This window comes from Ornithinimicrobium tianjinense (assembly GCF_014636495.1).
Lineage (GTDB): Bacteria > Actinomycetota > Actinomycetes > Actinomycetales > Dermatophilaceae > Ornithinicoccus > Ornithinicoccus tianjinensis.
The window spans coordinates 297,514-320,758 of the sequence record NZ_BMEM01000003.1 but is presented as its reverse complement, the minus strand read 5'-3'; the positions used below and the strand labels follow the sequence as shown (position 1 = coordinate 320,758).

The following is a 23,245-nucleotide window of genomic DNA, read 5'->3' as shown; positions in this document are numbered from 1 at the left end:
TCAGGGAGAACACTGGCACTAGCCGGGCAGCCAGTCCAGCAACCTCGCGGTGACGTCCTCGCGCCCGAAGAACGTCGAGTGGTCCACCCCGAGCGCCTTGTCCAGCACGAGGCGTTCCTCGACCGGGAACCCGGGTGTCTGCGGCAGGTCCCACGCTCCCCCGGTGGGCACCACGAGGTCGTTCGCGAGGGCGCCGAAGACCAGGTCCGTCCCGGCGTCGCGGGCGATCCGGCCGAGCGAGCTGCCGTGCGGCGGCTCATACTCCGCACTGATGACCCGGTATGCCGTGCCCGTCGCCTTTCCGGTGTTGAAGTCCGCGAGGTCGGTGCCGCCGGGGTCCATCGCCATGATGCCCTCGAGCCCGGAGAAGGCGCCGACCGCGACCTGCTTGACGACCTCCAGCACCGGCCCGAGGACGTCCCCGCCCGCGGCCGCGGGGATGAACTGCACCAGGTTGGTGACGCGGTCGAGCAGGTGCCGGACGTTCTTCACGTCGGCGAGCGCGGTGCCGGCGTTGGGCGGGGCGACCATGACGAGGGTCCGCACGCTCGCCCGGCCGTCGATCCCCAGCTCCTCGCCGCGCTCGGCGAGCGCCCGGCCAACGAGGCCCCCGCGTGAGTGGGTGACGACGTCCAGGGTGAGGTCGGGGGCCTCGACGCTGGTCAGCTGGCCGGCCAGCCACTCCACGTTGGCGCGGGGCGTGAGCGAGATCGACGGGTGCTCCCAGGCGACGACCCGCCCGCCGTAACGCTGGTGCAGCTCGCCGAGCACGGGCTCCGGCAGCGCCCCGAAGCCGCCCCGGGCCGTGGAGAAGGTCCCGTGCACGAGCATCAGCACCGGCCCCTGCCCCAGCCGGCCCCACTCCTCCCGCGTCAGCGGCGTCGCCTCGGAGGACGGGACGAGCCGCGTCTCGGGGGTGTACCACCGCACCAGCCCCGGCCGCCTCTTCGCCTCCCACCGGGCCGCGAAGTGGTTCGCCGCCTTCCCCAGCGCCGGCTCCACCAGCGGGAAGACCAGCACCTTGAGCAGCTTGGACCCCAGGGCGCCGAGCAGCCCGCGCGAGGTCCCCTCGGCGGACTCCGGCGCCACGACAGCCCGCGGGATGGAGTAGGTCCGGCGCTCCCCGCCCCGGGTGGCCACCTGCTCGGGCGCGACGGAGTCCGGGTAGTGCCACGTGAGGGAGCCGTCCTCCGCGGCATACAGGAGCACCTGGCCGTTGCCCTCGCCGGGCCCGGGCACCTCCACCGTGACCCGGTCGCCGTCGCCACCCGCGCGCGTGCCGCCCCGCCCGTCGAGCTCGCTCTGCTGGCTGATCTCGACGGTCAGCTGCTCGACGAGCCCGGCGTCGACCAGCGCCTCGGCGAGCACCGGCGTGGTGTCCTCGGCGGCGCGCATGCCCGGGCTGCCGGGCGGGTGCACCTCCACGGTGCCGGACAGTCCGGGCGTGGTGATCACGACGTCGCCGACGTGGACCTGGATCCCCTCGGGGCGGAGCTGCTCGGGCATGTCGACTCCTCGTCGCGTGGTGGGTATGGCGTGTCAGCCCGCCCTGCGCAGGCGCAGGCGGGGGTGGCCGAAGACCTGGAAGGCGACCAGCGTCGCGATGACGCCGGGGGTGCTCGAGCGGACGGCGTCCTCCTGGTAGCGGGCCCGCTGCGCCCGGACCGCCTCGGCGACCGTGACCAGGCTGTCCCCGTCACCGGCCGAGGGCGGGCCGAGCGCGGCGGCATACACGGCCCGGGCGACCTCGGAGGCGACGACGTCGTCGATGTTCCACAGCGGGGCGACCACACCGCTCGCCCCGATCCGCAGCAGCGTGGAGGCGAACCCGCCGTAGCCGCCGAGGACGCGTTCGTCGGCGCCGACCTGGCAGGCGTTGAGGAAGACGAACGGCCCGGACGCCAGGGTGCCGGTCTCCAGCTGCACGGGCGTGAGGAACTGCGCCCGGGCCACCCCGTCGACGCCCCGGTCGAGGAGCACGATGCCCTCCTGCTCCCCCTGGTTGTCGAACTGCCCGTGCAGGGCGACGTGGACGATGTCGGCCTGCGGCGTGCCCCGCATGAGGTCGATGACGGCGGTGAGCGCGGGCTCGACCCTGGTCGCCGGCGGGGCGAAGAGCTGCCCCACCTCGTCGGCCTCGGCGAGCGCGGCCTCCAGACGCCCCCACCCGGCGATCCCGCTGTAGTCGGCGGTGACCACGGCGGCCGACGTCACGTCCACGGTGGTGCGCGGGGACGGCCGCGGGACGCGGTCGGTCAGCGGCCAGCGGCTGATCGCGACGTGCGCGCCGAGGAACGGCGACGTCCCGCCCCACGGCGTCCGCGGCGGCGGGTCGAGGGCGGCCAGCTCCCAGGGGATCTGCAGCTCCTCGGTGAGGAGGAGCACGGTCGGTGCCGTGGCGGCCGGGTCCGCGGCCGACCGGGTCAGCAGGGCGGTGACGGCCTGATGGACGGCCGCCGGGACGGAGGCCCCGATGCGCTCGGCGCGGCCGGCGAGCGTGAGGAAGTCGGAGTAGGCGTTGGTCGAGAACTGCACGGCACGCCGCGTCGCCGTCGCGAACTCCGCCACCTCGCCGTCCAGCGTCGCCACGTCCGGCGCGTCGGTGACGGGCAGCGTCGGGTCCGCGGCATACGTCGACCAGACCCAGCGGTCCCCGGAGCCGGTGTCGGCACGGCATACCGCGAGGACGAGATCGGGCGCCTCCTCGGTGAGCACCGGGCCGAGGTCGAGCAGCTCGGCCTCGTCGGCCGGCGGCGCCGGTACGGCGGCCACGAGCGACGCCTCGTCGACCGCCACGAAGCGCCGCCACGCCACCGCGACCACCTGCGAGCCGCGCAGGTAGTGCACGCCGATCCGCCGGTGCGCTGGTGCGTCCTCGAGGTAGAGCGCGGTCACGGTCACGTCGACGGTCGGGTAGGGATCGTCGGCGGTGACGGTGAGCGTGTGCCGCTCCCCGCCCTCCAGGCGCAGCGAGCCGGGGTCGTAGGTCAGCACGATGTCGATCGGGTCCTCGCCGAGGTCGAACCGGCCGGTCGACACCAGCCCGGCGCTCTTGCGCGGAGCCAGCCCCACGGTGACGGTGAACGGGGTGTCGACGACGACCACGTCCGGCCGCGCCGTGCCGGTGGTCAGGTCCAGGCGGGGGTATGCGGTGCGCGTCGCCTCCGGCGTCGCTGCCGGCGCCTCGGGGCCGGCTGACCGGGGACCGCTGCGGTAGACCGGCTCGGACGGTGGGGCCGGGGCCGCGGCAGGAGGAGGCGGCGCCGGCGCCGCGGCAGGAGGAGGCTCCGCACCGGCCGTGGCGTAGGTCTCCCGCTGCTCGACCATCAGCTGCAGGAGCTCGGCGAGGATCGGGTCCGGGCGGTCGGCGAGCGCCCGCGCGAGGGCCGGGAGGTAGCGCTCCGGCGGCACGCGGCCCAGCAGGACCGCCAGCCCGAGGAGGTCCTCGCGGGGCATCGACGGTGCGGTCGCCAGGAGCTCGTCGACGCCGACCCGGCCGGTCGGGACTCGCTCCGCCACGCGGGTGGCCGCCACGAGCCCGTCGTGCCCGCCACGGGTCACGAGCCCCTCCAGGAGCTGGGCCGCGGTCGGCGCGGGCAACGCCTCGAGCCGGGACAGGTGCTCCCAGCCGTCGGGCGCCTCGAGCATCCCCGGGTCGTCGGCGAGCCGGGAGGCGGTGGCCATCGCCTCGTCCATCTCCGCGTCGGTGAAGGGCCGGGAGCGGTCCGGCCTCTCCGGGCGTGACGGCGCCGTGGCCAGGACGTGCCGGAGCCAGGCCCCGCCGGGGTCCTGCCGGCCCACCACGGCCAGCTCGAGGGCGGCCCGCTCCTCTCCCGTCAGACCCATCCCGGGGGCCACGGCGGCCACCCGGTCGGCGGTCGATCGGTCCGGCGAGGCGGCCACGGCGTCGGCCAGCGCCATCCATCCGTCGACTGCTGCACCCATGGCGACCCCTGCCTGGTGTCGGGACCTGCGTAAGCCCAGTTTTCCACCAGAAGCACAGCTTTGGGTAGACCGCCCCCGGCCTCCCGCTTTTTCCACGCACGGCGCACCCTCTAGACTGCGGCACACGTGGGGGTGCAGGGCAGCTGGGCCCTGGTCCGCAGGGGGAAGGTGAGTCGATGCTCCGGGTGGTCGTCCTGACCGTGGTCACGATGCTGATCGTGGCCGGTGTTCTGTGGCTGGTCTTCTCGGCCGGGCGGATGGCAGGCTCCCGCCACAGTCCCCCGGTCCGCCCCGCACCGCCGGACGACCTGCCCCGCATCGACACCCCGCAGCCGCCGCTCCCCCGTCCGCGCGACGACGAGGGCGAGCCACGCCATACCCGAGAGGACGAGGCATGATCCTCCGCCGAGACGCCGCCGCCGAGACCACCGCCTCCACCGAAGGCCGCACCGCCCCTCAGCGCCGTCGGCTGCGGTGGGGTCTGATCATCGCCGGGATGGTCGCCGGCCTCCTGGCCGTCGTCGGCCTGGGCTCCGCCGCCACCGCCTTCCAGTCGGCGCAGTCCGGCGAGGTCGGGGTGGTGCAGAACGGCTACATCCTCATCCCGACCGACCCCAACCTGATGGGGTGCATCGCGCCGGAGACGACGCAGAACCAGTTCACCAACGACGTCTTCTGGTACCCCGCCCGCCAGATCAGCTGGGACGCCACCGGCGGCGAGGGGGCCGAGCGCACGCCCTACGTCGTGGTGTCCAACGCCTCGGCCCCTGCGGAGCTGACGGTCCCCGTGGTGGTGACGATGGACCTCACCCAGGACTGCGACGCGCTCATGGACTTCCACCGCAACATGGGCACGAAGTACTCCGCGTGGATGGACAGCGAACGCCAGCCGTCCGACGGGTGGACCAGCCTGCTCAACTACGCCGTCGGCCAGCCCACCGAGGTGACGCTGGTCCGCCTGGCCCAGAAGTACCCCTGGCAGGAGATCTGGAACGACGAGACCATCCGCGCCGAGTTCGAGAAGACCCTGGCCGCCGAGCTGCCCAAGCGCATCCAGGACCGGACCGGTGGCGAGTACTTCACCAACATCCAGGTCACGGTCGGCAAGCCGGACCCGGTCAACGACGAGCTCAAGGCGGCCATCGCCCGGGAGCAGACCGCGGTCGCCGAGGCCAACGCCAAGCGCGAGGCCGCAGACGCCGACCTGGCGGTCGCGGAGTCCGAGACCAAGGTCGCCAAGCAGCGAGCGCTGCAGCAGCAGGCCGAGATCGAGGGCTACCCCTCGGTCGAGGACTACCTCCGCGCCCAGTTGATCGACCAGGGTGGCAACCCTTACCAGCCGACGGTGGTCTGGCCCGGCGCGCCCAGCTCCTCGCCGTAGGGCCGGGCAGCCGGCGGACGGCGCGCGCAGGCGGGCGACCGGTGACTCTGGGGCCGGGTTTCGCGCATGTGGCGTCAGCCACTCGAATGAGCCTCATGATGACTCGAGGTGACCAGGCGGGCATACGCCCAGACCCAGGTCGGACTCGCCCGTGAGCACGTCCTCCGCCGACCGCCGCGATGCGGCCGTCATCCGCGTGCGAGGGGGCGAGCCAGCCACCCGCGTGGCGGCCGACGTCGGCGTGCACCCGAGCACGGTGCGCCGTTGGGTCAAAGCAGCCACGGTCCCTCCGACCATGACGGCGGCCGAGCCGAAGGCGTCCGCACCGACCGACGCGGACGTCCAGCCGGTGGTCGTCGAGGAGACCGAGCATCCGCCCGACGCCGAGCCAGAGCCCGACCCAGAGCCAGAGCCAGAGCCAGAGCCGAGCGACGAGCAGGCGGCCGCGCTCCAACGGCTGCACGTCCTGGCATCCGCGCCGCGGGACGCCATCAGCCGTTGGGGCGAGAGCCTGTCGATGACCCGACGCTACGCCCTCGTCGTCGCGGGCTGGCTGCTGTGCCTCCTCCTCGCCTGGGTCGCGCCGGACCCCGAGCCGCTCCGCCCCGTCCTCGTGACGCTGCACCTGCTCGCCATGACGGTCTCCTTCGGCTCTGTCATGGCGCTCGACTGGCACGGGCTGCTGTGGGAGCGGCGCCAGCGCCAGATCGAGGAGTCGATCCGGCTCAGCCACGCGCTCTCCCCGCTCATCTGGGCCGGGCTCACCGTCCTCTTCGTCACCGGCGGCCTCCTCGCGCCAGACCTTGGCCGCCCGCTGCCCTGGCTCAAGCTGGTCTGCGTCCTCGTCCTGGCGCTCAACGGCGTGGCGACGGCGCAACTGCGTCACCACCTCGCGGGCACCACGTCCGACGGGCTGCGCAGCCTGGCCCCCGGCGCGCGCCGCAAGGTCGTCCTGTCCAGCCTCCTGTCTCAGGCATGCTGGCTCACGGCCGTCGTCGTCGGTATGGCGACGACGCTGGGCCGCTGACCGACTCGGCCCACCGACGGGAAAGGCGAGCGCCTGCTCGTCCACCGGCGCTCCCCGGCCGCGGGCCCCGGACCTGCGTGCGGCCATTTTCCACCAGAAGCACGGCTTTGGGTAGACCATGTATCAGGTGTTCTGCCACGTCCTCTGATCCGGTGTCAGGACGGCAGCAGCCGGGCGGAAGGAGCACGAGATGACCGCGCGGACGTACGACAACTTCGACCTCCTCATCGAGGCGGTCCCCGGGCGGCCCTACCGCGCCCGGGTGGTCGCCTCCCCCGCCGGGGCCTCGGCCGAGCAGCGGTTCACCCTGCCGTTCGGTGACACGCAGCTGGAGAACCTCCTGCTCAAGCTCGACCCCGGCCGCGCGACCGTGCGTCGTGGCCCGGGCGACGCTCGGGTCACGGCCGGCCGAGAGCTCGGCACCGCCCTCTTCGACGCGATCTTCACCGGGGAGGTCGCGCAGGCCTGGTCCCGGAGCCGGGACGTCGTCGGTGCGCAGGGCAAGGGGCTGCGGCTGCGGCTCGCCCTCGCCGGTGCCCCGCAGATCGCGGGACTGCCGTGGGAGCTCCTGTTCAACAAGGAGAACAACACCTACCTGGCCCAGTCCGAGCGCACGCCGGTCGTGCGCTACCTCGACGTGCCGCAGACCCTGCGTCCCCTCGCGGTCGGCGGGGCGCTCCACGTGCTCGTGATCATCTCCGCCCCCACCGACCTGCAGGAGCTGGACGTCGAGGCGGAGTGGGCCCGGGCCCAGGCGGCGCTGAAGGAGAGGGTCGAGGCGGGCACCGTCGTGCTCCACCGGCTCGGCGAGCCGACCCTGGCCTCGCTCGGCACCTGGCTGCGCACGCACACTGCGCACGTCCTCCACTTCATCGGGCACGGGGACTTCGACGAGGCGCGGGAGGACGGCGTCCTCTACTTCTGCGACAGGTACGGCCGCAGCGTGCCGGTCACCGCAGCGGTCCTGGGGCCGTACGTCAACGATCACGACCCACTGCGGCTCATCGTCCTCAACGCGTGCCGGACCGCCTCGGGCGACGCGCAGGACCCGTTCGCCGGGATGGCGCAGGGCCTGATCCAGCGCAGCGCGGGTGCCGTCGTGGCGATGCAGTTCCCCATCACGGACAAGGCGGCGATGACCTTCACCGAGGAGTTCTACGGGGCCATCGCGGACGAGTACCCCGTGGACCAGGCGGTGACCTATGCCCGCAAGGCCCTGTTCGCGACGTACGGATCGGAGTGGGCCACCCCGACCGTCTTCATGGAGTCGCCTGACGGGCTCGTCTTCCAGAACATCGAGGTGGAGACGCCGGCGGAGCCCGTGCCTGCCGTGGCCGTGCCCGAAGAGGTCGTGCCCGAGCCCGAGCCGGCAGAGCACAAGGAGTCCGTGCCTGCAGAGGCCGCGCCCGAGCCCGAGCCCGAGCCCCAGCCCCAGCCCCAGCCTGACGCTCCGCCCCGCCTTCTGGACACGCGCGCGCTGGAGCTCCACCACGAGGAGCCGCCGCCGCGCCGGCGCGGGGCTCTGCTCACCATCGGCGGACTCGCCGCCGCAGGGGTCGTCGGGGCCGTGTCCTGGGCCCTGCTCAGCGGAGAGGACGACGGGACGCGGACGACCCCGCCCGGCGCCGGCCCGACCTCCAGCGGCGGCGAGGCGTCCTCCGAGCCCACCCCCTCGCCCACCGACGAGGGCACCACGCCTCAGACGTCGGAGGACACGTCCCAGCCGCCCGTCACCGAGCCGACCGCCTCGGGCCCCACGCGACAGCCTGCGGTCATGATTCCCGCCCAGCCCGCGGTCTGGATGGACGCCTACCGCGTCGAGGGCGTCGTCCTGGACGGTGACGCCGGCGAGTGGCCCGTCGGAAGCATCTACGACACAGCCACCCTCGTCGCCCCCGAAGGGGGACCGGTGGAGGCACGGGACCTGCAGACGTCCTGGCGACTGGGCTGGGACGACGACAACCTCTACCTGTGGGCCCACGTCTACGACCCGGTCCCGTCACAGGCTGCCTCGGGCACCGGGGCGTGGCGGGGCGACAGCGTGCACTTCGAGTTCGGGCCCGCGCGCGACGAGGTCAGCACCGAGACGCTGGACCCGGCGGACGTGCACGTCATCATCGGGTGGACGGCGGACGGGAGCCAGCTGACCGCCATCAACCCTGCGGTGGCCGGCGGCATCGGGACGGGATCGGCCGGCCTGGGGGGCGGCACGGCCGTCGTGGTCACCGACTTCGCCGGCAAGACCTACACCGTCGAGGCCTCGGTGCCGTGGAGCGCGCTTCACGTCGATGCGGCACCCGCCGCTGGCGCGACCTTCGCGATGAACCTCAACGTGAGCGACGCGCAGGCCTTCACCACCGAACCCGGCGCGCTCAACGGGATGTGGTCGAACAACCCGGCGAGGGCGCTCAACGACGTGAAGTATCGCCACCTGTGGGGGCGGCTCACCCTCCAGCCCTAGATTGGGACGGTGACCACCCCGACCCCTCCGTCGACGCTGCTCGACCTGCTCGCCGAGCTGGCAGCCCTCGAGGACCCGAGGGTCCGCGCCGTCAACGAGCGGCACGGCGACGACCACGGGGTCAACCTCGGGGCTCTGCGGGCGGTGGCCAAGCGGCTCGGGACGCAGCCGGACCTGGCGCGCGACCTCTGGGCGACCGGCAACACCGCGGCCCGCCTGCTGGCGATCCTGGTGAGCCGGCCCTCGGCATACTCGCAGGACGACCTCGACACGATGCTCCGTGACGCGCGCACGCCGAAGGTGCACGACTGGCTGGTCGGCTACGTCGTGAAGAAGAGCCGGCACGCGGAGGCGCTGCGGACCGCCTGGATCGACGACCCGGACCCCGTGGTCGCGAGCGCCGGCTGGGCCCTGACGAGCGACCGCGTCGTCCGGAAGCCGGACGGGCTGGACCTGCCGGACCTGCTGGACACGATCGAGGGCCAGATGCGCACCGCCCCCGACCGGCTGCAGTGGGCGATGAACACCTGCCTCGCCCAGATCGGCATCGAGCACCCGCAGCACCGGGAGCGTGCGGTCGCGATCGGCGAACGGCTCGGCGTGCTCAAGGACTACCCGACGCCGCCGGGGTGCACGTCCCCCTACGCGCCGACGTGGATCGCGGAGATGGTGCGCCGCAAGGCGTGAGGCGCCAGACTCCTGAGATGGACGCCGCCCCCGAGGTCCCGCTCACCACCGAGGAGCTGCGCGCGGTGGCGCGGTATGCCGTCGCCTGCGCCGAGCCGGTCCAGGGCATCTTCCGTCGGGCCTGCCCCGACGACGACCGGCCCGCGGCTGCCCTCGCGGCGGCGCGGACCTTCGCCGACGGGGCGTCCCGGTCCCGGCTGCAGCGCGAGGCAGCCACCGAGGCGCACCGCGCAGCGGCCGAGGCCCCGACCGAGGCGGCCCGGTATGCCGCGAGCGCCGCCGCGCACGCCAGCGCCTCGGCATACCTCCATCCCCTGGCCAGGCCGACCCAGGTGGGCCACATCCTCGGTGCCGGTGCTCACGCGGCGCGCGCGGCCGAGCTGGCGACGGGTGGTGACGCGGTCGTCGCCGACTACATGGTCGACGGCGCGGCGAGGCGGATGCCGCCGGAGGTGCTGGACGTGCTGAGCCGCTACCCCCGCCCACCGCGGGGCACGGACCGCGTCGCGGTGCTCATGGCCCGGCTCGACAGCCTGCTGCGCGACCCCCCGCCGGTGCCGAGGGTGGTGGACGACCCGGGACCGTTCTTCCACGGCACGCGGGCGGACGTCCGGCCCGGCGACCTGCTGACGCCCGGCTTCAGCTCCAACTACGGCTCGCGCCGCAGGGCCAACCACATCTACCTGACCGCGTCGGAGAACGGCGCGCCGCTGGCCGCGGAGCTCGCGCGCGGCGACGGGCCGCCGCGCGTCTACCGTGTGGAGCCGCTGGGCCGGATCGAGGACGACCCCAACGTCACGGACAAGCGCTTCCCCGGCAACCCGACCCGCTCCTACCGCACGACCGAGCCGCTGCGCGTCGTCGAGGAGGTCGTCGGCTTCGCGCCGGCGCCCGCCGAGGTGGTGCGGCACCTCCGCGAGCGCTCCGCCGAGCTGGCCGAGCTCGGGATCGAGGCCATGGACTGACCGCGGGCGGGGCGGGCGCGCGTCTCGTGGTGTGATCGGTGCATGGTCGGAGCCCTGGGACAGGTCGTCGATGCACCGTGCCCGTGCGGCAGCGGGCACGGGTATGCCGTGTGCTGCGGGCCGCTGCTCCGTCAGGAGAGGGCCGCCGAGACCGCGGAGGAGCTGATGCGCTCGCGGTACACGGCCTACGTGCTCCGTGACGATGACCACCTGGTGCGCACCTGGCACCCTCGCACCCGTCCCGCAGACGTCAGCACGGACGAAGGACTCGCCTGGGACGGGCTTGAGGTGCTGGACAGGCGCGCCGGCGGACCGGGCGACCAGGAGGGCGAGGTCGTGTTCCGTGCCCGCTACCACGTCGGCCGCAGGCACGGCGTCCTGCACGAGCGCAGCCGGTTCGCTCGCCGCGCCGGCCGCTGGGTCTACGTGGACGGCACGGAGGAGACCGGGGCCAGCTGACGCCCGGCCGCCTCGGCGTCCGCACCGGGACGCTCTGCACCGATCTCCACACGACGCAGATCCGTAGCGCGCGTGTCAGTCACCGGGCAGTGGGTGGGGTGCGCCCCAGCTCGTCCGTGCCCGACTGCGTCCCGCGGCCTACTCCTCAGCTCCCCGCATGACCCGGTAGACGAACCGTGCGATCCGCTCTCGCAACCCCTCGACACGCAGGGCGGTCCAGAACTCTCTCCTCGGACGTCGCCTGGTGCCCGATCTCCTACCTCGTGGGTGCGCGTCGGGCGTTGGCCGAGCAGGCGAAGTCGGCGCAGGCGAGAGTGCCGATGGTGCCCCCTCGCCGGCCGGCCTGACCTGCCAACGGCGCGATGACCATGCGCACGTTGTCGGTGGCCTTGATGTCCTCGCACCAGACACAGATCGCCTGACGGCTCATCTGACCACCGCTGCCGGCGGCTCGCAGGAAGATGCCGCGAACGGCATCGTCCAGGTGCAGGACGACATGCGACAGTCCGGGACGCTTGGCGTCGGTCCAGCCCAGGTAGTCCAGTGCATCCCAGTCGATCGTGTCGAGATCGGGTATGGACGCACGCGTGGCCTCGCCCTTGGAGGCGTTGACGAAGGACCTGCGGATCTGCTGCTCGGTGAGGGGCTGCACCTTTGACTCAACTCATCGGGAAGGGGGGCGGCTGGCTTGCCGGACGGGCTTCAGGCGGGGAACACGCCACTGGAGAGGTAGCGGTCGCCGCGGTCGCAGACCACGAAGACGATCGTCGCACCCTCGACCTCCTCGGCCACCCGCAGAGCGGTCCAGCACGCGCCGCCCGAGGAGATCCCGCCGAAGATGCCTTCCTCGCGGGCCAGCCGGCGGGCCGTCTCCTCGGCGTCGGCCTGGGTGACCTCCACCGTGCGGTCAACGGCGGAGGGCTCGAAGATCGTCGGCACGTACTCCGGTGGCCAGGCGCGGATCCCGGGGATCCTCGCACCCTCCGCAGGCTGCGCACCGACGATCTGGACACCAGGGCTGCGTGACTTCAGGAACCGCGATACCCCGGTGATCGTGCCCGTCGTGCCCATCGCGGACACGAAGTGCGTGATCCGGCCGTCCGTCTGGCGCCACAGCTCCGGGCCCGTGCCGTGCTCATGGGCACGGGGGTTGTCCGGGTTGCCGAACTGGTCCAGGACCCGGCCCCTGCCCTCCTGCTCCATCCGCGTCACGACGTCGCGGGCCTCCTCCATGCCGCCAGCCGCAGGGGTGAGGACCACGTCGGCGCCATACGCCTTCATGGTCCGGATCCGCTCGACCGAGGCGTCCTCGGGCATCACGATGACCAGGGGATAGCCGCTGATCGCCGCCGCCATGGCCAGGCCGATCCCGGTGTTGCCGGACGTGGCCTCCAGCAGGGTGTCGCCGGGGGAGATCTCCCCGCGCGCCTCGGCTCCGCGGATCATGCTGATCGCCGGGCGGTCCTTCACCGAGCCGGCCGGGTTGTTCCCCTCGAGCTTGGCGAGCAGGACGTTGCCGCGGCGTGCGTTCTCCGGACCCGGAAGGCGCTGCAGGCGCACCAGCGGGGTGTCGCCGATGACGTCCTCCATCGTGAGGTACCGACCAGAGCTGCTCACCCGCGGGAGTCTACGGCGGCGGTCGGGCACACTGGGAGGATCTGACCGTCCCTCGACAAGGAGTATGCCGTGGCTCAGGGCACCGTCCGCTGGTTCGACGCCGACCGGGGTTACGGCTTCATCGCCGTCGGGGAGGAGGCGGAGGACCTCTACGTCCACGCGTCCGAGATCGTCAGCGGCGACGCCATGAAGTCGCTCCGTGAGGGCCAGGTCGTCGAGTTCGAGATCGGCGAGGGAGACCGCGGCCCGCAGGCACGCCGCGTCCGAGTCACCGGCGACCGCGCCGCCGACGCACCGCTGGGCATGCTCGGCACCGTCTCCTGGTACGAGCCCGCCAAGGGCTACGGGTTCATCACGCCCGACGACGGTGAGGCCGAGATCTTCGTGCACAGCTCGGCCATCGTGGGGGGCGGCGTGGTCGCGGAGGGGCAGCGGGTGGCCTTCCTCGTCGTCCCCGGGGAGAAGGGCCCGCAGGCCGACCACCTCCTGCCCCTGGCGACGACCGCCGGTCAGCAGGGCGCCCCGGCCGACGGGGCGGACGGCACGGTGTCCTGGTATGACGTGGAGAAGGGCTTCGGTTTCATCACCCCCGACTCGGGCGGCGCCGACCTCTTCGTCCACGCCCGCTCGCTCCCCGAGGGCCTCCTCGAGCTGGAGGAGGGCGACCGGGTCACGTACGACGTGGTCGAGAGCGAGAGGGGTCCTCAGGCTCGCGACGTCCGCCTCGCCCGCAGCACCAAGCCGCGGAGGGCGCCCGCAGCGGCTCCGACCCGCGCTCGGCCGAGGCACCAGGACCGACGCGACGCGCCGGCGCGAGGTGGCGAGGGCGTCGTCGTGCGCTACGACGAGGAGCGCGGGTTCGGCTTCATCTCCCCTGACTCCGGCGGCGCGGACCTGTTCGTGCACGCCTCGGCCCTCGCCAACGTCGAGGACCTGCGCCAGGGCGACCGGGTGCGCTTCCAGGTGCGGCAGAGCGACCGAGGGCCGCAGGCCGACCGCGTGGAACTCCTCTGACGCTCTCGGACACGCTGACGGTGCGCGCCAGCGGCACAGTACTTCGAGAGGGAAGCGGCTCTGGGAGACGGTTGTGACCCGCGCGAGGAACCACTTCCCTCATGAGGTTGTCGGTCGTGGTCGGCTTGCGTCGCTTCACCCACGATGTGCTGCCATCGCCCCCCCTGTCAGGCCTGCCCCAGCAGGTACCTCCCGAAGTGGGGCACCGTGAAGGCGATCCGGCCGCGCTCGCCGGAGTAGATGAGCCCCTTCTTCAGGAGTGCGTCACGCGCCGGTGACAGCGACTGGGGCTTGCGGCCCAGGTGCGTGGCCAGGTCCGCCGTGGCGACCGAGCCGACCTCGTCGACCTCGCCACCACCGGCCACCTGGGCGGCGGCGACCTCGGCCATGGCGCGCAGGTACTCCCGCTCCCCGGGTGTCGCGCGCTCGTAGCGCGAGCCGAAGAAGCCGACGGCCAGTTCCTCCTCCGCCTCCGGCGAGGCCACCCTGACGTCCTCCGCCGTGATGGGTGAGGCGGGCGCCAGGTCCCAGACCTCCTTGCCGTAGGCCTGGATGAAGTAGGGGTAGCCGCCGGTCGCGGCATACATGGCCTCCAGGGCGTCCGGCGCCCACTCGGCGTCCTCGTCCTCGGCGGGCGACTGCAGCGCGCGGGCGGCCTCCTCGCGGGACAGCCGGTCGATCCGGTTGTAGCGGAACAGCCGCTCCGAGTAGGACTTGCTCGCCGAGAGCACGGCCGGCAGGTGCGGCAGCCCCGCGCCGACGACGATGACCGGCAGCGCGGACTGGCTCAGCTCGTGGCAGGCCGCGCAGATCGCCGACACGTCCTCGGCCTGGAGGTCCTGCATCTCGTCGATGAAGATCGCCACGCCCTTGCCGACGTCCGCGGCGAGCCCGCCCACGTCGGTGAAGAGCTCCACCAGGTCGATCTCGATGTCGCCGGAGTCGGCGCGTCCGGTGATGGCGGGCGCGTCGATGCCGGGGTTCCAGCGGTCCCGCAGCTTGGCACCCGGCTGGTCCTTCTGCGCGAACGCCTTGATCACGCCCAGGACGTGGTCCACCTCGCCGCCCTGCGGGTGACCGAGCTCGCGCACGGCGACGTGCAGAGCGGCCGCCATCGGTCGGCGCATGCCCTGCTCGGGGCGCGCCTCGTACTTCCCGGTCCCCCACCGCGCACGCACCGCGGTCGAGCGCAGCGCGTTGAGCAGGACGGTCTTGCCGACCCCCCGCAGGCCGGTCAGGATCATCGAGCGCTCGGGGCGCCCGCGCTGGATGCGCTCGAGCACCACCTGGAAGCGGTCGAGCTGCTCGTCGCGGCCGGCGAGCTCGGGCGGGCGCTGCCCGGCGCCGGGGGCGTAGGGATTACGGATCGGGTCCACGCTCGGACAGTATGCCGATCTCTAGTCATTCTCCGAGAGACACGCAGAGGGGCCGAGCATGTCTGTCGCGCGCCGGCCCGGGTCGACCGCTCAAGCCGCCCATGATCGACTTGTCTCCGACCATCTCGGAAACGAGCAAGATTCCCTGATAAGCGACGATCGCCGTGGACGACGAAGGCGGGGTCGGGACAGCTGTCCCGGCCCCGCCTCGCACGCAGGTCAGATGCGGTCGGACTCGCCGGTCGCAGCAGCCAGGTTGTTGTGCTGGGTCTTGATGTCTTCCTTGGCCTCGTTCAGCGCGTCGACCAGCTTCGGGGTCAGGGTCGGCTTGAACGTGCCCCAGGCGTCCCGGAACTTCTCCGAGTTGGAGCCGGTCCACACCGTGCCACCGAGGGACCGGTCGATGTCGCCGGCGATCCGCTGGATGTCCTGGGCGGAGTTGTCGAGGGTCTTGTGCAGGTCGCGAAGGGTCGCGAGTTCACCACCAACAGCCATGATGAGTGTCCTTTCCGAGGGTTTGTCGTTGTCGTGACCGCACCCCCCACAAACACCCTCGGCGGTGCGATCGAGACCCACCCTAGGCAGCCGCCGGCGACCCTGTCCACCCAGACCCCGTCCACTCCGGGCCAGATCGCGACATTGGCACGATCCTGCCACCACTCGTTCCGGGTATGCCGAGCCACCGCATCTCAGGTGCGGTGTCGCTTCAGGCCAGGCGCCTTCTCCCGCAACGAAAGTGGACCCACGACGGGCGGCGTCGACGTCAGTCCGGCCAGATCACCTGCACCCGCGTCGCCTGGCCGGAGTGCACGAGGTAGCCGCCGCCCGGCGGCATGGAGAGCCCGAAGGCGGACCGGTTGAGCCTGGCCCCGAAGAGGTCGGCGTCGGCGCTCGACTGCGGGGCCAGCATCAGGCCGCTGCCCGCCTTCTTCAGCAGTGACGCGGGGCCGCGGTAGTGCGACTGCAGGTCAGCCCCGTTGCCCGCGCCCACGAGCAGGTTGTCGGTGTCGCGCATCGACTCCAGGGTGCGCACGAGCGCGTCGGCCAGCCAGCCGTCGCTGCCCACCAGCTCGAGGTCGTCGACGACGACCAGCAGCGGCACGGGGTCCGCGACGAGGCTTGTGAGCTCGGCCGGCACCGCGGACTGGTCGCTGGACAGGTCCCACGGCCCGAACACCCCGTCGCGGCCCTCCAGCTCGCGCAGCGGGCTCGTGCGCGGTGTCACCACCGCCACGTTCCACCGCCGCTCCAGCGCCTGCGCGGCCAGCTGCCGCAGGGCCGTCGACCGACCCGTGCGCCGGGCGCCCGTGACCAGCAGCCCCGGCCCGTGGTCGACGGCGTCGAGGTGGCGCACCCCCAGCGTGTCGCCCCCGACCGCGATCGCCAGCGAGGTCGACGGCACCACCACGCCGTCCGCGGCGTCCTGCGCCGCCAGGCGGGCGGCCTCCTGAGCGTCGACGCGGACCGGCAGAAGGTCCACGTGGAACGGCCGGAGCGGACGGGGCAGGGCGGCATACCTCTCCGCGCTCGCGCGGGCGAGTGCCTGCAGCGCCCGCACCTGCGCGGTGCCGGCGGGGTCCTCGTCGAGCAGCGCGACCTGGGTCTCGCGCAGCCCCTCGGCCCGGAAGCCCCGACCGTCGGGCATCGAGGCGGGGACCTTCTTGACGGGCATCCCGATCGTGGTGAAGTCGCCGGGGTCGGTCGTGCGGAGCATCAGGGTGTCGTCGAGCAGGGTCGACATCCGGCCCATCGTCAGTGACCGGTCGCCCGTCATCACGACCCGCACCCCGGCGGCCGCGCCCTCCTGCAGGACCTGCTGGACGGCGGTGACCAGCCGCCCGCCGTCGAGTCCGTCGTAGGCCTGGAAGAAGCCCTCCCACCGGTCGAGCAGCACGAGGAGATAGGGCAGCCGGTCCTCCGGGGCGGCGGCCGCCCGCTGCTCGGTCACGTCGGCGTAGCCGTCCTCGGCGAGCCGCTGCTGCCGGTCGCTGATGAGGCCGCGCAGCCGCGCGACGAGCCGGTCCATCCGGTCGGTCTGGTCGCGTGTGACCACCGCCCCGACGTGCGGCATCGCCTGCAGGGGCAGGAGCGCGTTGTTGCCGCAGTCGATGCCGTAGACGTGCACGTCCGCGGGCGAGACGTCGCGCGCGATCGCGCCCGCGAGCGCCCGCAGCACCGTCGAGCGCCCCGACCGCGAGGCCCCGACCACGGCGAGGTGGCCGCCGCGCTCGAGGTCGTAGGTCGCGACGTCCCGACGTTGCTCCGCGGGCAGGTCGACCACACCGATCGGCAGGACCAGCCGGTCCGGGGCGGGTATGGCGTGCGGGCTGGCCTCGAGCACCTGCTCCAGGGTCACCACCTCCTCCAGCGCGGGCAGCCACGGGCTGGGGGGCGCGACCACGCCGGTGCGCTCGCTCGCCTCGCGGCAGGCTGCGACCAGCTCGGCCAGGTCCGTGGGCACGCTGGCGTCCTCCTCCGCGACCGCTGCCCGGGCGGGCGCGACGCCGAGCTCGTGGAACGGCATACCGCGAAGACGGACCTGGGCGGCGCGGCCGGCGCCACGGCGCCGGCCGCCCACGCGGGAGGACTGGAACGGGATGAGGCTGGAGTGGCCGAGCCGGGCGTAGGCGCGGCCGGGGGTGGACTTGGCGATCTCGGCGGCGTCGCGCGCCTCGATGACGTCCTGGGAGTCGCCGGCGTCGGTGACGCGCAGGGCGATGCGCAGGTTGGTGTTGGACTTGATCTCGGCGCTCACGACGCCGGCGGGGCGCTGCGTGGCGAGGATGAGGTGCACGCCGAGCGAGCGGCCGCGGCGGGCGATGTCGACCAGACCGGTGACGAAGTCGGGCAGCTCGGCGACGAGCGCGGCGAACTCGTCGATGACGATGAGCAGCCGCGGCATCGGCTCGTCGTCCGGACCCTTGGTGGCGAGGTAGTCCTCGATGTCCTTGGCGTCGGCCGCGGCGAGCTGGTGCTCGCGGCGGCGCAGCTCGGCCCCGAGCGACTCCAGCGCCCGGCCGGTGAGGTGCCCGTCGAGGTCGGTGACCATGCCGACCGTGTGCGGCAGCCGGTTGCAGTCCTTGAAGGCCGCCCCGCCCTTGTAGTCGACGAGCACGAAGGTCATCTCGTCGGGCCGGTTGCGCACCGCGAGCGAGGCGATGAGGGTCTGCAGGAACTCCGACTTGCCGGAGCCCGTCGTGCCGGCGACCAGCCCGTGCGGGCCGTCCCTGACCATGTCGACCGCGAACGGGCCCTCGGCCCCCTCGCCGACGACGGCCGTGGTCGTCCGCCCGACCGTCGACCACAGCTCCTCCACCTTCTCGGCGGTCGGCGGGTCGAGACGGATGACCTCGAGCAGCCGGCTCGAGGTCGGGATCGAGGCCGCCGCGTCCTCGGCGGAGACGTCGCGGACCGGCGCGAGGGCGCGGGCGACGCGCTCGGCCCAGGCCGTGCTCACCAGGTCGGGGCGGATGCCCTCGGTGACCCAGCGCTCGGTGATGCGCACCGTCATGTGCGGCTCGTCTGCCTGGACCACCGCCGAGCACTCCTCCGGCAGCAGCCGCTCGTCCTCGTCGAGGCAGAGGAAGACCATCTGCACCGACGGCCCCTGCTGCAGGAGCGGGATCATCCCCGGGAGCAGGCGGAGCCGGCGGGAGCCGTCGAGGACGACCAGCATCGGCGGGAAGGTCTGGGCCGTCGTCGAGAAGCCCGAGGAGCCGCGCTGCGCGAGGCGACGCTCGAGCTCGGCGACCAGCTCGGCGATCCGCCTGGCCGTCGTCTCGTCGTCGACGCCGACCTGCGCGAGCTCGGGGTCACCCTCGTCGGAGCGCAGGTGCGGCAGCCAGCGCGCCCAGTGCCAGTCGCCCTCGCCCTCGCGGGTGGTGAGCAGCGTGACGTCGAGGTCGACCGGCGAGTGCAGGACCGCGAGCTGGGCGAGGACCCACCGGGCCACCGCCCGCCGCTGCGGTCCCGCGACGCCGGTGACGCCGGCCTCGGCCAGGCCCACGGTCACCGGCACGTCGGGCGCGGTCCAGACGATGTCGCCCTCGTGCTCCTCGCGGTCGCGGGCCTTGACGGTGACCCGCGAGACCTGGTCGGCCGTGCCGAAGCGGGCCAACAGCCAGTCGGGGTCGGTGCGGCGCCGCTCCCAGAGGCGGGCGCGCGGCCCGATCGCGGTCATCAGCACCGCGCCCGGGTCCGGCAGGTCACGGCGTCGGGAGGCGCGCTCCTCGGTCAACGCCTCCAGCGCGCTCTGCTGCACCTTGCGCATGCGGGTGGTGTACTCGGCGAAGTCGACCCGGTAGCGCTTGCGCTCCTGCGACCGCCCCGAGAGCCAGTTGGCCAGCGCCATCAACGGCGTGAGCGCGATGAAGATCAGCGTGTAGGCGCGCTGCGTGAGCAGGAACATCGCGATGCCGGCGACGGCCGGCAGCAGGATGAACGCCCACGGCAGCTGCTGCCCCAGCGGGCGGCGCGGCTCGTTCGGCAGCGTGAAGTCGGTCTGACGGACAGCCGGGAGCAGGCGCGGCGGCCGGTTGTAGTCGAGCGTGGCGCCCTGCGGGCTCGGCGACAGCGAGGCGTCCGGCGCGCTGGGACGGGCCAGCTCCAGCAGGCACGGCCCGACGGCCAGCGTCTGCCCGACGAGCCACTCCTGCCCGGGCGCGACCTCCTCGCGCTCGACGTGCACGAGCGGCACCGGGTCCTCGGGGCTGATGACGCGCGTGCCCGGCGGCAGCTCGGTGTAGGTGCTCTCCCCCTCGCGCCGCTCGCGGATCTCCGCGTCGGCGTCGAGCACGATCGGCCCGGGGAGGGGACGGGCTCGCCATACCGGCTGCTGGAGTATGCCGAGCACGTCCGGCTCGGGCGTGACCTCGACACCGCCGTCGGGGCGGACGCGCAGGGTGAGGCAGTGCTCGGGCAGCCCGATGGCGGGCAGCCGGACCGAGCCGTGCGGGGAGGAGCCGACGATGTGGTCGCCGGTGGCGAGGCGGGTGACCAGCCCCGCGCCGGGCCCGGAGGCGAGCCGGACCTCGACGGTGCCGGTGGGCTCGGCGAGCAGCTCGGGGACCGGCTCGCCCAGGCCGACGAGGCTGCCGTGCCGGACCGTGCTGGCGGCCAGGGGCAGGGAGGGGTCGAGCGGCGCGCTGCCGTGGAAGAGGAGCGGGACGGGCAGCTCGCGGTCGACCGGGACGGGCGGGTTCTGCTCCTCGCCCCGGACGACGCGCAGGTGCGGCACGCCCGGGCCGGCGCCGCGCGCGGCTGCGCCGTCGCGGTGCGGTCCAGGAAGGTGCCGGGCGAGCGCCCGGGCGAGGTCGCCGACGGTGGAGTCGTCCTCGGTGTCGACGACCAGGTCGTGGGTGTGGTCGGCTGCCGCGGGGCCGTGGGGGACGACCACCGTGATCATCAGCCGCACCCGATCACCCCAGCTCCCGGCCGCCGGGCACGAGGTGCTGCACGAGGGCGCTGGTCTCGGGCTCGAGCGCGTCGGCCCCCAGGGCCTGGCGCATCTCGGTCACGAGCGCTCCTGCGGCGCCGGGGTCGGCGCCGCCATGCAGCCGGACGAGGTCGCGCCACAGGGCCTGGGACCGCGGCACCAGCGCGAGCGCGTCGCGCAGCGTGCGGGAGGCCAGGTCGGCGTCGCCGGCGCTGGCGTGCGCGGCCGCGGCGCGGCGCGCCAGGGCCGTGACCAGGACGCGGGCGTCGCGAGCGGCCTGGTGGAAGGCCAGCCAGGTGTAGCGGCCGGCCGGGGTGGCCGAGAAGACCTCGCCGCGCTGGCGGGCCAGCATCGCGCTGACCCGGTGCCGGTCGTCGGCGTGGGCGCGGGCGACCGCGGCGAGCTCGTGCCAGTCGACGTGCACCTCCGGCGCCAGGCGCCAGCGGCCGTCGCGGTTGTCCAGCAGGGGGGCGCCGTGCGCGTCGGTCCCGAGCCAGGACACCGCTGCCGCCAGGGTGGCCGCGACGACGTCGTCCTCCACGCCGCGCGGCCACAGGGACACGCGCAGCACGGAGTCGTGGACGCCCTCGGGGTGCAGAGCGACGAGGGTGACGAGCTCGGTCAGCAGCTCCTCGCGGGCCGGGTTGAGCGGGCCGCGCGCGGTGACCAGCACCGGTCCGAGCAGGCCGACGTGCGCCAGGGCGGTGGCCTGCTCGTGCATCGGGGCGGCTGCGGCGACGAGGTCGGCCCCCTCGGCCGGCAGGCTGCGCAGGGCCGACGCCGGGTCGAGGGCGCTGGCGGTGCTCGTCGTGCGGGCCGCCTCCTCACCGGCGTCGCGGACCCAGCCCGCGACCCGGGCCACGTCCTGGTGACGCAGCCGTCGCGCGGTGCCGCTCAGGCCCAGCACGCCGAGGTCGATCGCGCCGGCCTGGTCCACGCCGAAGCGCCAGCGGGCCGCCAGCGACTGGCCCACGCAGACGGCGGCGAGGCCGGTCCTGGGGCTGGACATCATCAGCTCGGTGAGCTCGTGGGCCTGCTCCGGGGTGGGGCTGCCGGACAGGACCATCACGTGCGGACGCAGGTCGGGGCCGGAGCCCGCCAGCCGACCGGCGACGACGCCGTCGACACCGAGGCTGCGCACCAGGGCCGCGTGCTGCTCGACCTCGCGACGCGCCCCCGCGAGGGCGTCCTCGATCGAGACCACGGTGCGGACCCGCCCGGTGGCGAGCTCGGCCAGGCTCTCGTCGCCCGCGAAGCCGACGAGGCTGACGTCGACGGAGTCGGACCACGGGTGGGTCAGCAGGTCGACGACGAGCGATAGCGCCACCTCACGCGCGACGTCGCCCGCACCACCGAGGCTGATCAGCCCGGGCGCGTGCTCGAGGTCGACGAGCAGGTCGTAGCCGTGCGACAGCGCGATCGCCACCAGCCCCGGCCAGGGCGCCGAGCCCTCGGGCTGCAGGCCGGCCAGGTCCGAGGCGGACACCGACCAGGCGCGGTCGCCGTCGGTCGCCCTCCAGGGGGCCGGCGGCTCGCCGTGCCCGGAGGCAGCGTCCTCCGGGGCGTCCAGGTGGACGATGACCTGCTCGTCGCTGACGTAGACCGCCACCGCCGACGGCATCGGCCGGCCCTGCTGACGCCGGCCCTGCGCCAGCAGGCGCAGCGAGCGGTCGAGCAGGTCCGCGCGCGAGGGGTTGCCGGCCAGCCGCAGCGCCTCGTCCTCCTCACCGGGTGTGCCGTACGGGCCGCGGCGCTCGGTCAGCGCCAGCGCCAGACCGGCCAGGACGAGACCGCCACCGAGAGCGAGGTCGCCCAGGTCGACGGACGAGGAAGGCGTGGAGGCGGGCGCGGTGGAGGACACCGAAGCTGGCGTGGCTGCGGGCTCAGCGTCGGCCGCCGAGCCGGCCGTGGTGGCGCCCGTGTCCGACGAGGAGGCGACGCCGAGGTCGGCCCCGCCGCCGAGGGCGGACGAGGCGACGGCCTCCGCGGTCTGGCCACCCGGGGCCACGTGCGCCCGCACGGTCGCGATGGCCGGTCCGGTGGCGTCCGCCGGCATCACCAGCTGCCAGCCGGGCTGGATCAGGTCCGCGTCGACGAGGCGTCGGCCGTCCGGCTGCACCCGGTCCTTGTTGAGCTCGAAGATCTCCTTGTAGCGGAAGGGGTCGCCCAGTGTGCGGTCCGCGATGTCCCAGAGCGTGTCGTGGTGGCGGCCCGACGGCGGCTGCACCTCGTAGAACTTGGTCACCGACGCCTGCTGCCCCGCGCTGGCCGCGGGCCCGTCCGTCGCGGAGTCCTGCACCCCGTCGGCCAACGCGCCGGCGCGCTCCGTGCCGAGCGCGGCGGAGGTGGCCGCCGCCGCCGCCCCGGCGTCCGTGCTCACGACCGCCGTCACCGGCGCGACCGCCTGCCCCGGGGCGTGGCCGGTCATCGTCGCCGACCCCGCCAGCAGCAGCACCCCGGCCACGAGCCGGCGGGCGAGCAGCTGCGAGCCCCCGCCCCCGGGCACGAGCGACGGCATACGCCCTGCGCGCGCGGCGCGGAGCTCGGCGATGACGCAGACGACGAAGTGCGCCCAGACGAGCCAGACGAGGACGGCGACGATCGCGATGAGCGCCTCCGCCGTCACCGGGGCGGTGAGCCAGCTGACGTCGGGCCGCGACGTCGGCAGCGGGTTGCCGACGAAGTAGACGAGGGCGGCCGGCACGCCCACGACGACCACCAGGAGCCCGAGGAGCGAGAGCAACCCCTTGCCGACCGACCGGCCGGAGCCCTCAGGTCGCGGCAGGTGGTCGGCGGCGGTGCGCGGCCGGTAGCCGCTGGACGGTCGGTGCGGTGCGGTGGTGCTCATCGTCTTCCTCTTCCCCCGAATGCTCGGACGT

The 23,245-nt window shown here is 73.9% G+C and carries 16 protein-coding genes; 8 read left to right on the top strand and 8 right to left on the bottom strand.

Features of this window, described 5'->3' with window-relative positions:
- Nucleotides 1-18: 18 nt before the first annotated feature.
- Both IEV65_RS11270 and IEV65_RS11265 read right to left on the bottom strand, forming a co-directional pair.
- Entirely contained in the window at nt 19-1,506 is a 1,488-nt protein-coding gene (locus IEV65_RS11270; protein WP_188430824.1) for an esterase/lipase family protein, read from the bottom strand.
- Nucleotides 1,507-1,539: 33 nt separating this feature from the next.
- Nucleotides 1,540-3,945 (bottom strand): CHAT domain-containing protein, encoded by a 2,406-nt coding sequence (locus IEV65_RS11265; RefSeq protein WP_188430822.1) that lies wholly within the window; start codon nt 3,943-3,945, stop codon nt 1,540-1,542.
- A 176-nt stretch (nt 3,946-4,121) separates the two neighbouring features.
- Here IEV65_RS11265 and IEV65_RS11260 point away from each other — a divergent pair, with 176 nt between their 5' ends.
- The 7 genes from IEV65_RS11260 (at nt 4,122) to IEV65_RS11230 (ending at nt 10,925) form a co-directional block, all read left to right on the top strand.
- On the top strand, nt 4,122-4,343 hold the full coding sequence (locus IEV65_RS11260) for a hypothetical protein (RefSeq protein ID WP_188430820.1): 222 nt from the start codon (nt 4,122-4,124) through the stop codon (nt 4,341-4,343).
- Nucleotides 4,340-5,326, top strand: a complete 987-nt coding sequence (locus IEV65_RS11255; RefSeq protein WP_229735199.1) for an SPFH domain-containing protein — start codon at nt 4,340-4,342, stop codon at nt 5,324-5,326. Before IEV65_RS11260 ends, IEV65_RS11255 begins: the two co-directional genes overlap by 4 nt.
- 151 nt (nt 5,327-5,477) lie before the next feature.
- A complete protein-coding gene (locus tag IEV65_RS11250; RefSeq protein WP_188430818.1) occupies nt 5,478-6,353 on the top strand; it encodes a helix-turn-helix domain-containing protein in 876 nt (291 codons plus the stop codon).
- A gap of 190 nt (nt 6,354-6,543) precedes the next feature.
- The gene (locus tag IEV65_RS11245) at nt 6,544-8,814 is read left to right on the top strand and encodes a CHAT domain-containing protein (protein WP_188430817.1); all 2,271 of its coding nucleotides are present in this window, start codon (nt 6,544-6,546) and stop codon (nt 8,812-8,814) included.
- 9 nt (nt 8,815-8,823) lie between these two features.
- Nucleotides 8,824-9,501, top strand: a complete 678-nt coding sequence (locus IEV65_RS11240; RefSeq protein ID WP_229735197.1) for a DNA alkylation repair protein — start codon at nt 8,824-8,826, stop codon at nt 9,499-9,501.
- Nucleotides 9,502-9,518: 17 nt separating this feature from the next.
- The gene (arr, locus tag IEV65_RS15925; protein ID WP_188430815.1) at nt 9,519-10,466 is read left to right on the top strand and encodes an NAD(+)--rifampin ADP-ribosyltransferase; all 948 of its coding nucleotides are present in this window, start codon (nt 9,519-9,521) and stop codon (nt 10,464-10,466) included.
- Between the two features lie 42 nt (nt 10,467-10,508).
- Nucleotides 10,509-10,925 (top strand): YchJ family protein, encoded by a 417-nt coding sequence (locus tag IEV65_RS11230; RefSeq protein WP_188430813.1) that lies wholly within the window; start codon nt 10,509-10,511, stop codon nt 10,923-10,925.
- A 256-nt stretch (nt 10,926-11,181) separates the two neighbouring features.
- Here the strand turns inward: IEV65_RS11230 and IEV65_RS11225 are convergent, their stop codons facing one another.
- Nucleotides 11,182-11,577 (bottom strand): FBP domain-containing protein, encoded by a 396-nt coding sequence (locus tag IEV65_RS11225; RefSeq protein WP_229735195.1) that lies wholly within the window; start codon nt 11,575-11,577, stop codon nt 11,182-11,184.
- A gap of 50 nt (nt 11,578-11,627) precedes the next feature.
- Nucleotides 11,628-12,542: a cysteine synthase CysM gene (gene cysM, locus IEV65_RS11220; protein WP_229735193.1), complete on the bottom strand. Its 915-nt coding sequence runs from the start codon at nt 12,540-12,542 to the stop codon at nt 11,628-11,630.
- Nucleotides 12,543-12,611: 69 nt separating this feature from the next.
- On the opposite strand from cysM, the gene IEV65_RS15920 reads away from it, so the two are divergent.
- Complete coding sequence (locus IEV65_RS15920; RefSeq protein ID WP_188430812.1) at nt 12,612-13,556, top strand: cold-shock protein; 945 nt, start codon at nt 12,612-12,614, stop codon at nt 13,554-13,556.
- 167 nt (nt 13,557-13,723) lie between these two features.
- Here the strand turns inward: IEV65_RS15920 and IEV65_RS11210 are convergent, their stop codons facing one another.
- The 4 genes from IEV65_RS11210 to IEV65_RS11195 form a co-directional block, all read right to left on the bottom strand.
- Nucleotides 13,724-14,932, bottom strand: a complete 1,209-nt coding sequence (locus tag IEV65_RS11210; RefSeq protein WP_188430810.1) for an ATP-binding protein — start codon at nt 14,930-14,932, stop codon at nt 13,724-13,726.
- A 219-nt stretch (nt 14,933-15,151) separates the two neighbouring features.
- On the bottom strand, nt 15,152-15,427 hold the full coding sequence (locus IEV65_RS11205; RefSeq protein WP_188430808.1) for a WXG100 family type VII secretion target: 276 nt from the start codon (nt 15,425-15,427) through the stop codon (nt 15,152-15,154).
- Between the two features lie 268 nt (nt 15,428-15,695).
- Entirely contained in the window at nt 15,696-20,336 is a 4,641-nt protein-coding gene (locus IEV65_RS11200; protein ID WP_188430936.1) for an FtsK/SpoIIIE domain-containing protein, read from the bottom strand.
- A 13-nt stretch (nt 20,337-20,349) separates the two neighbouring features.
- The gene (locus IEV65_RS11195) at nt 20,350-23,214 is read right to left on the bottom strand and encodes a hypothetical protein (RefSeq protein WP_188430806.1); all 2,865 of its coding nucleotides are present in this window, start codon (nt 23,212-23,214) and stop codon (nt 20,350-20,352) included.
- Between the last annotated feature and the right edge of the window lie 31 nt (nt 23,215-23,245).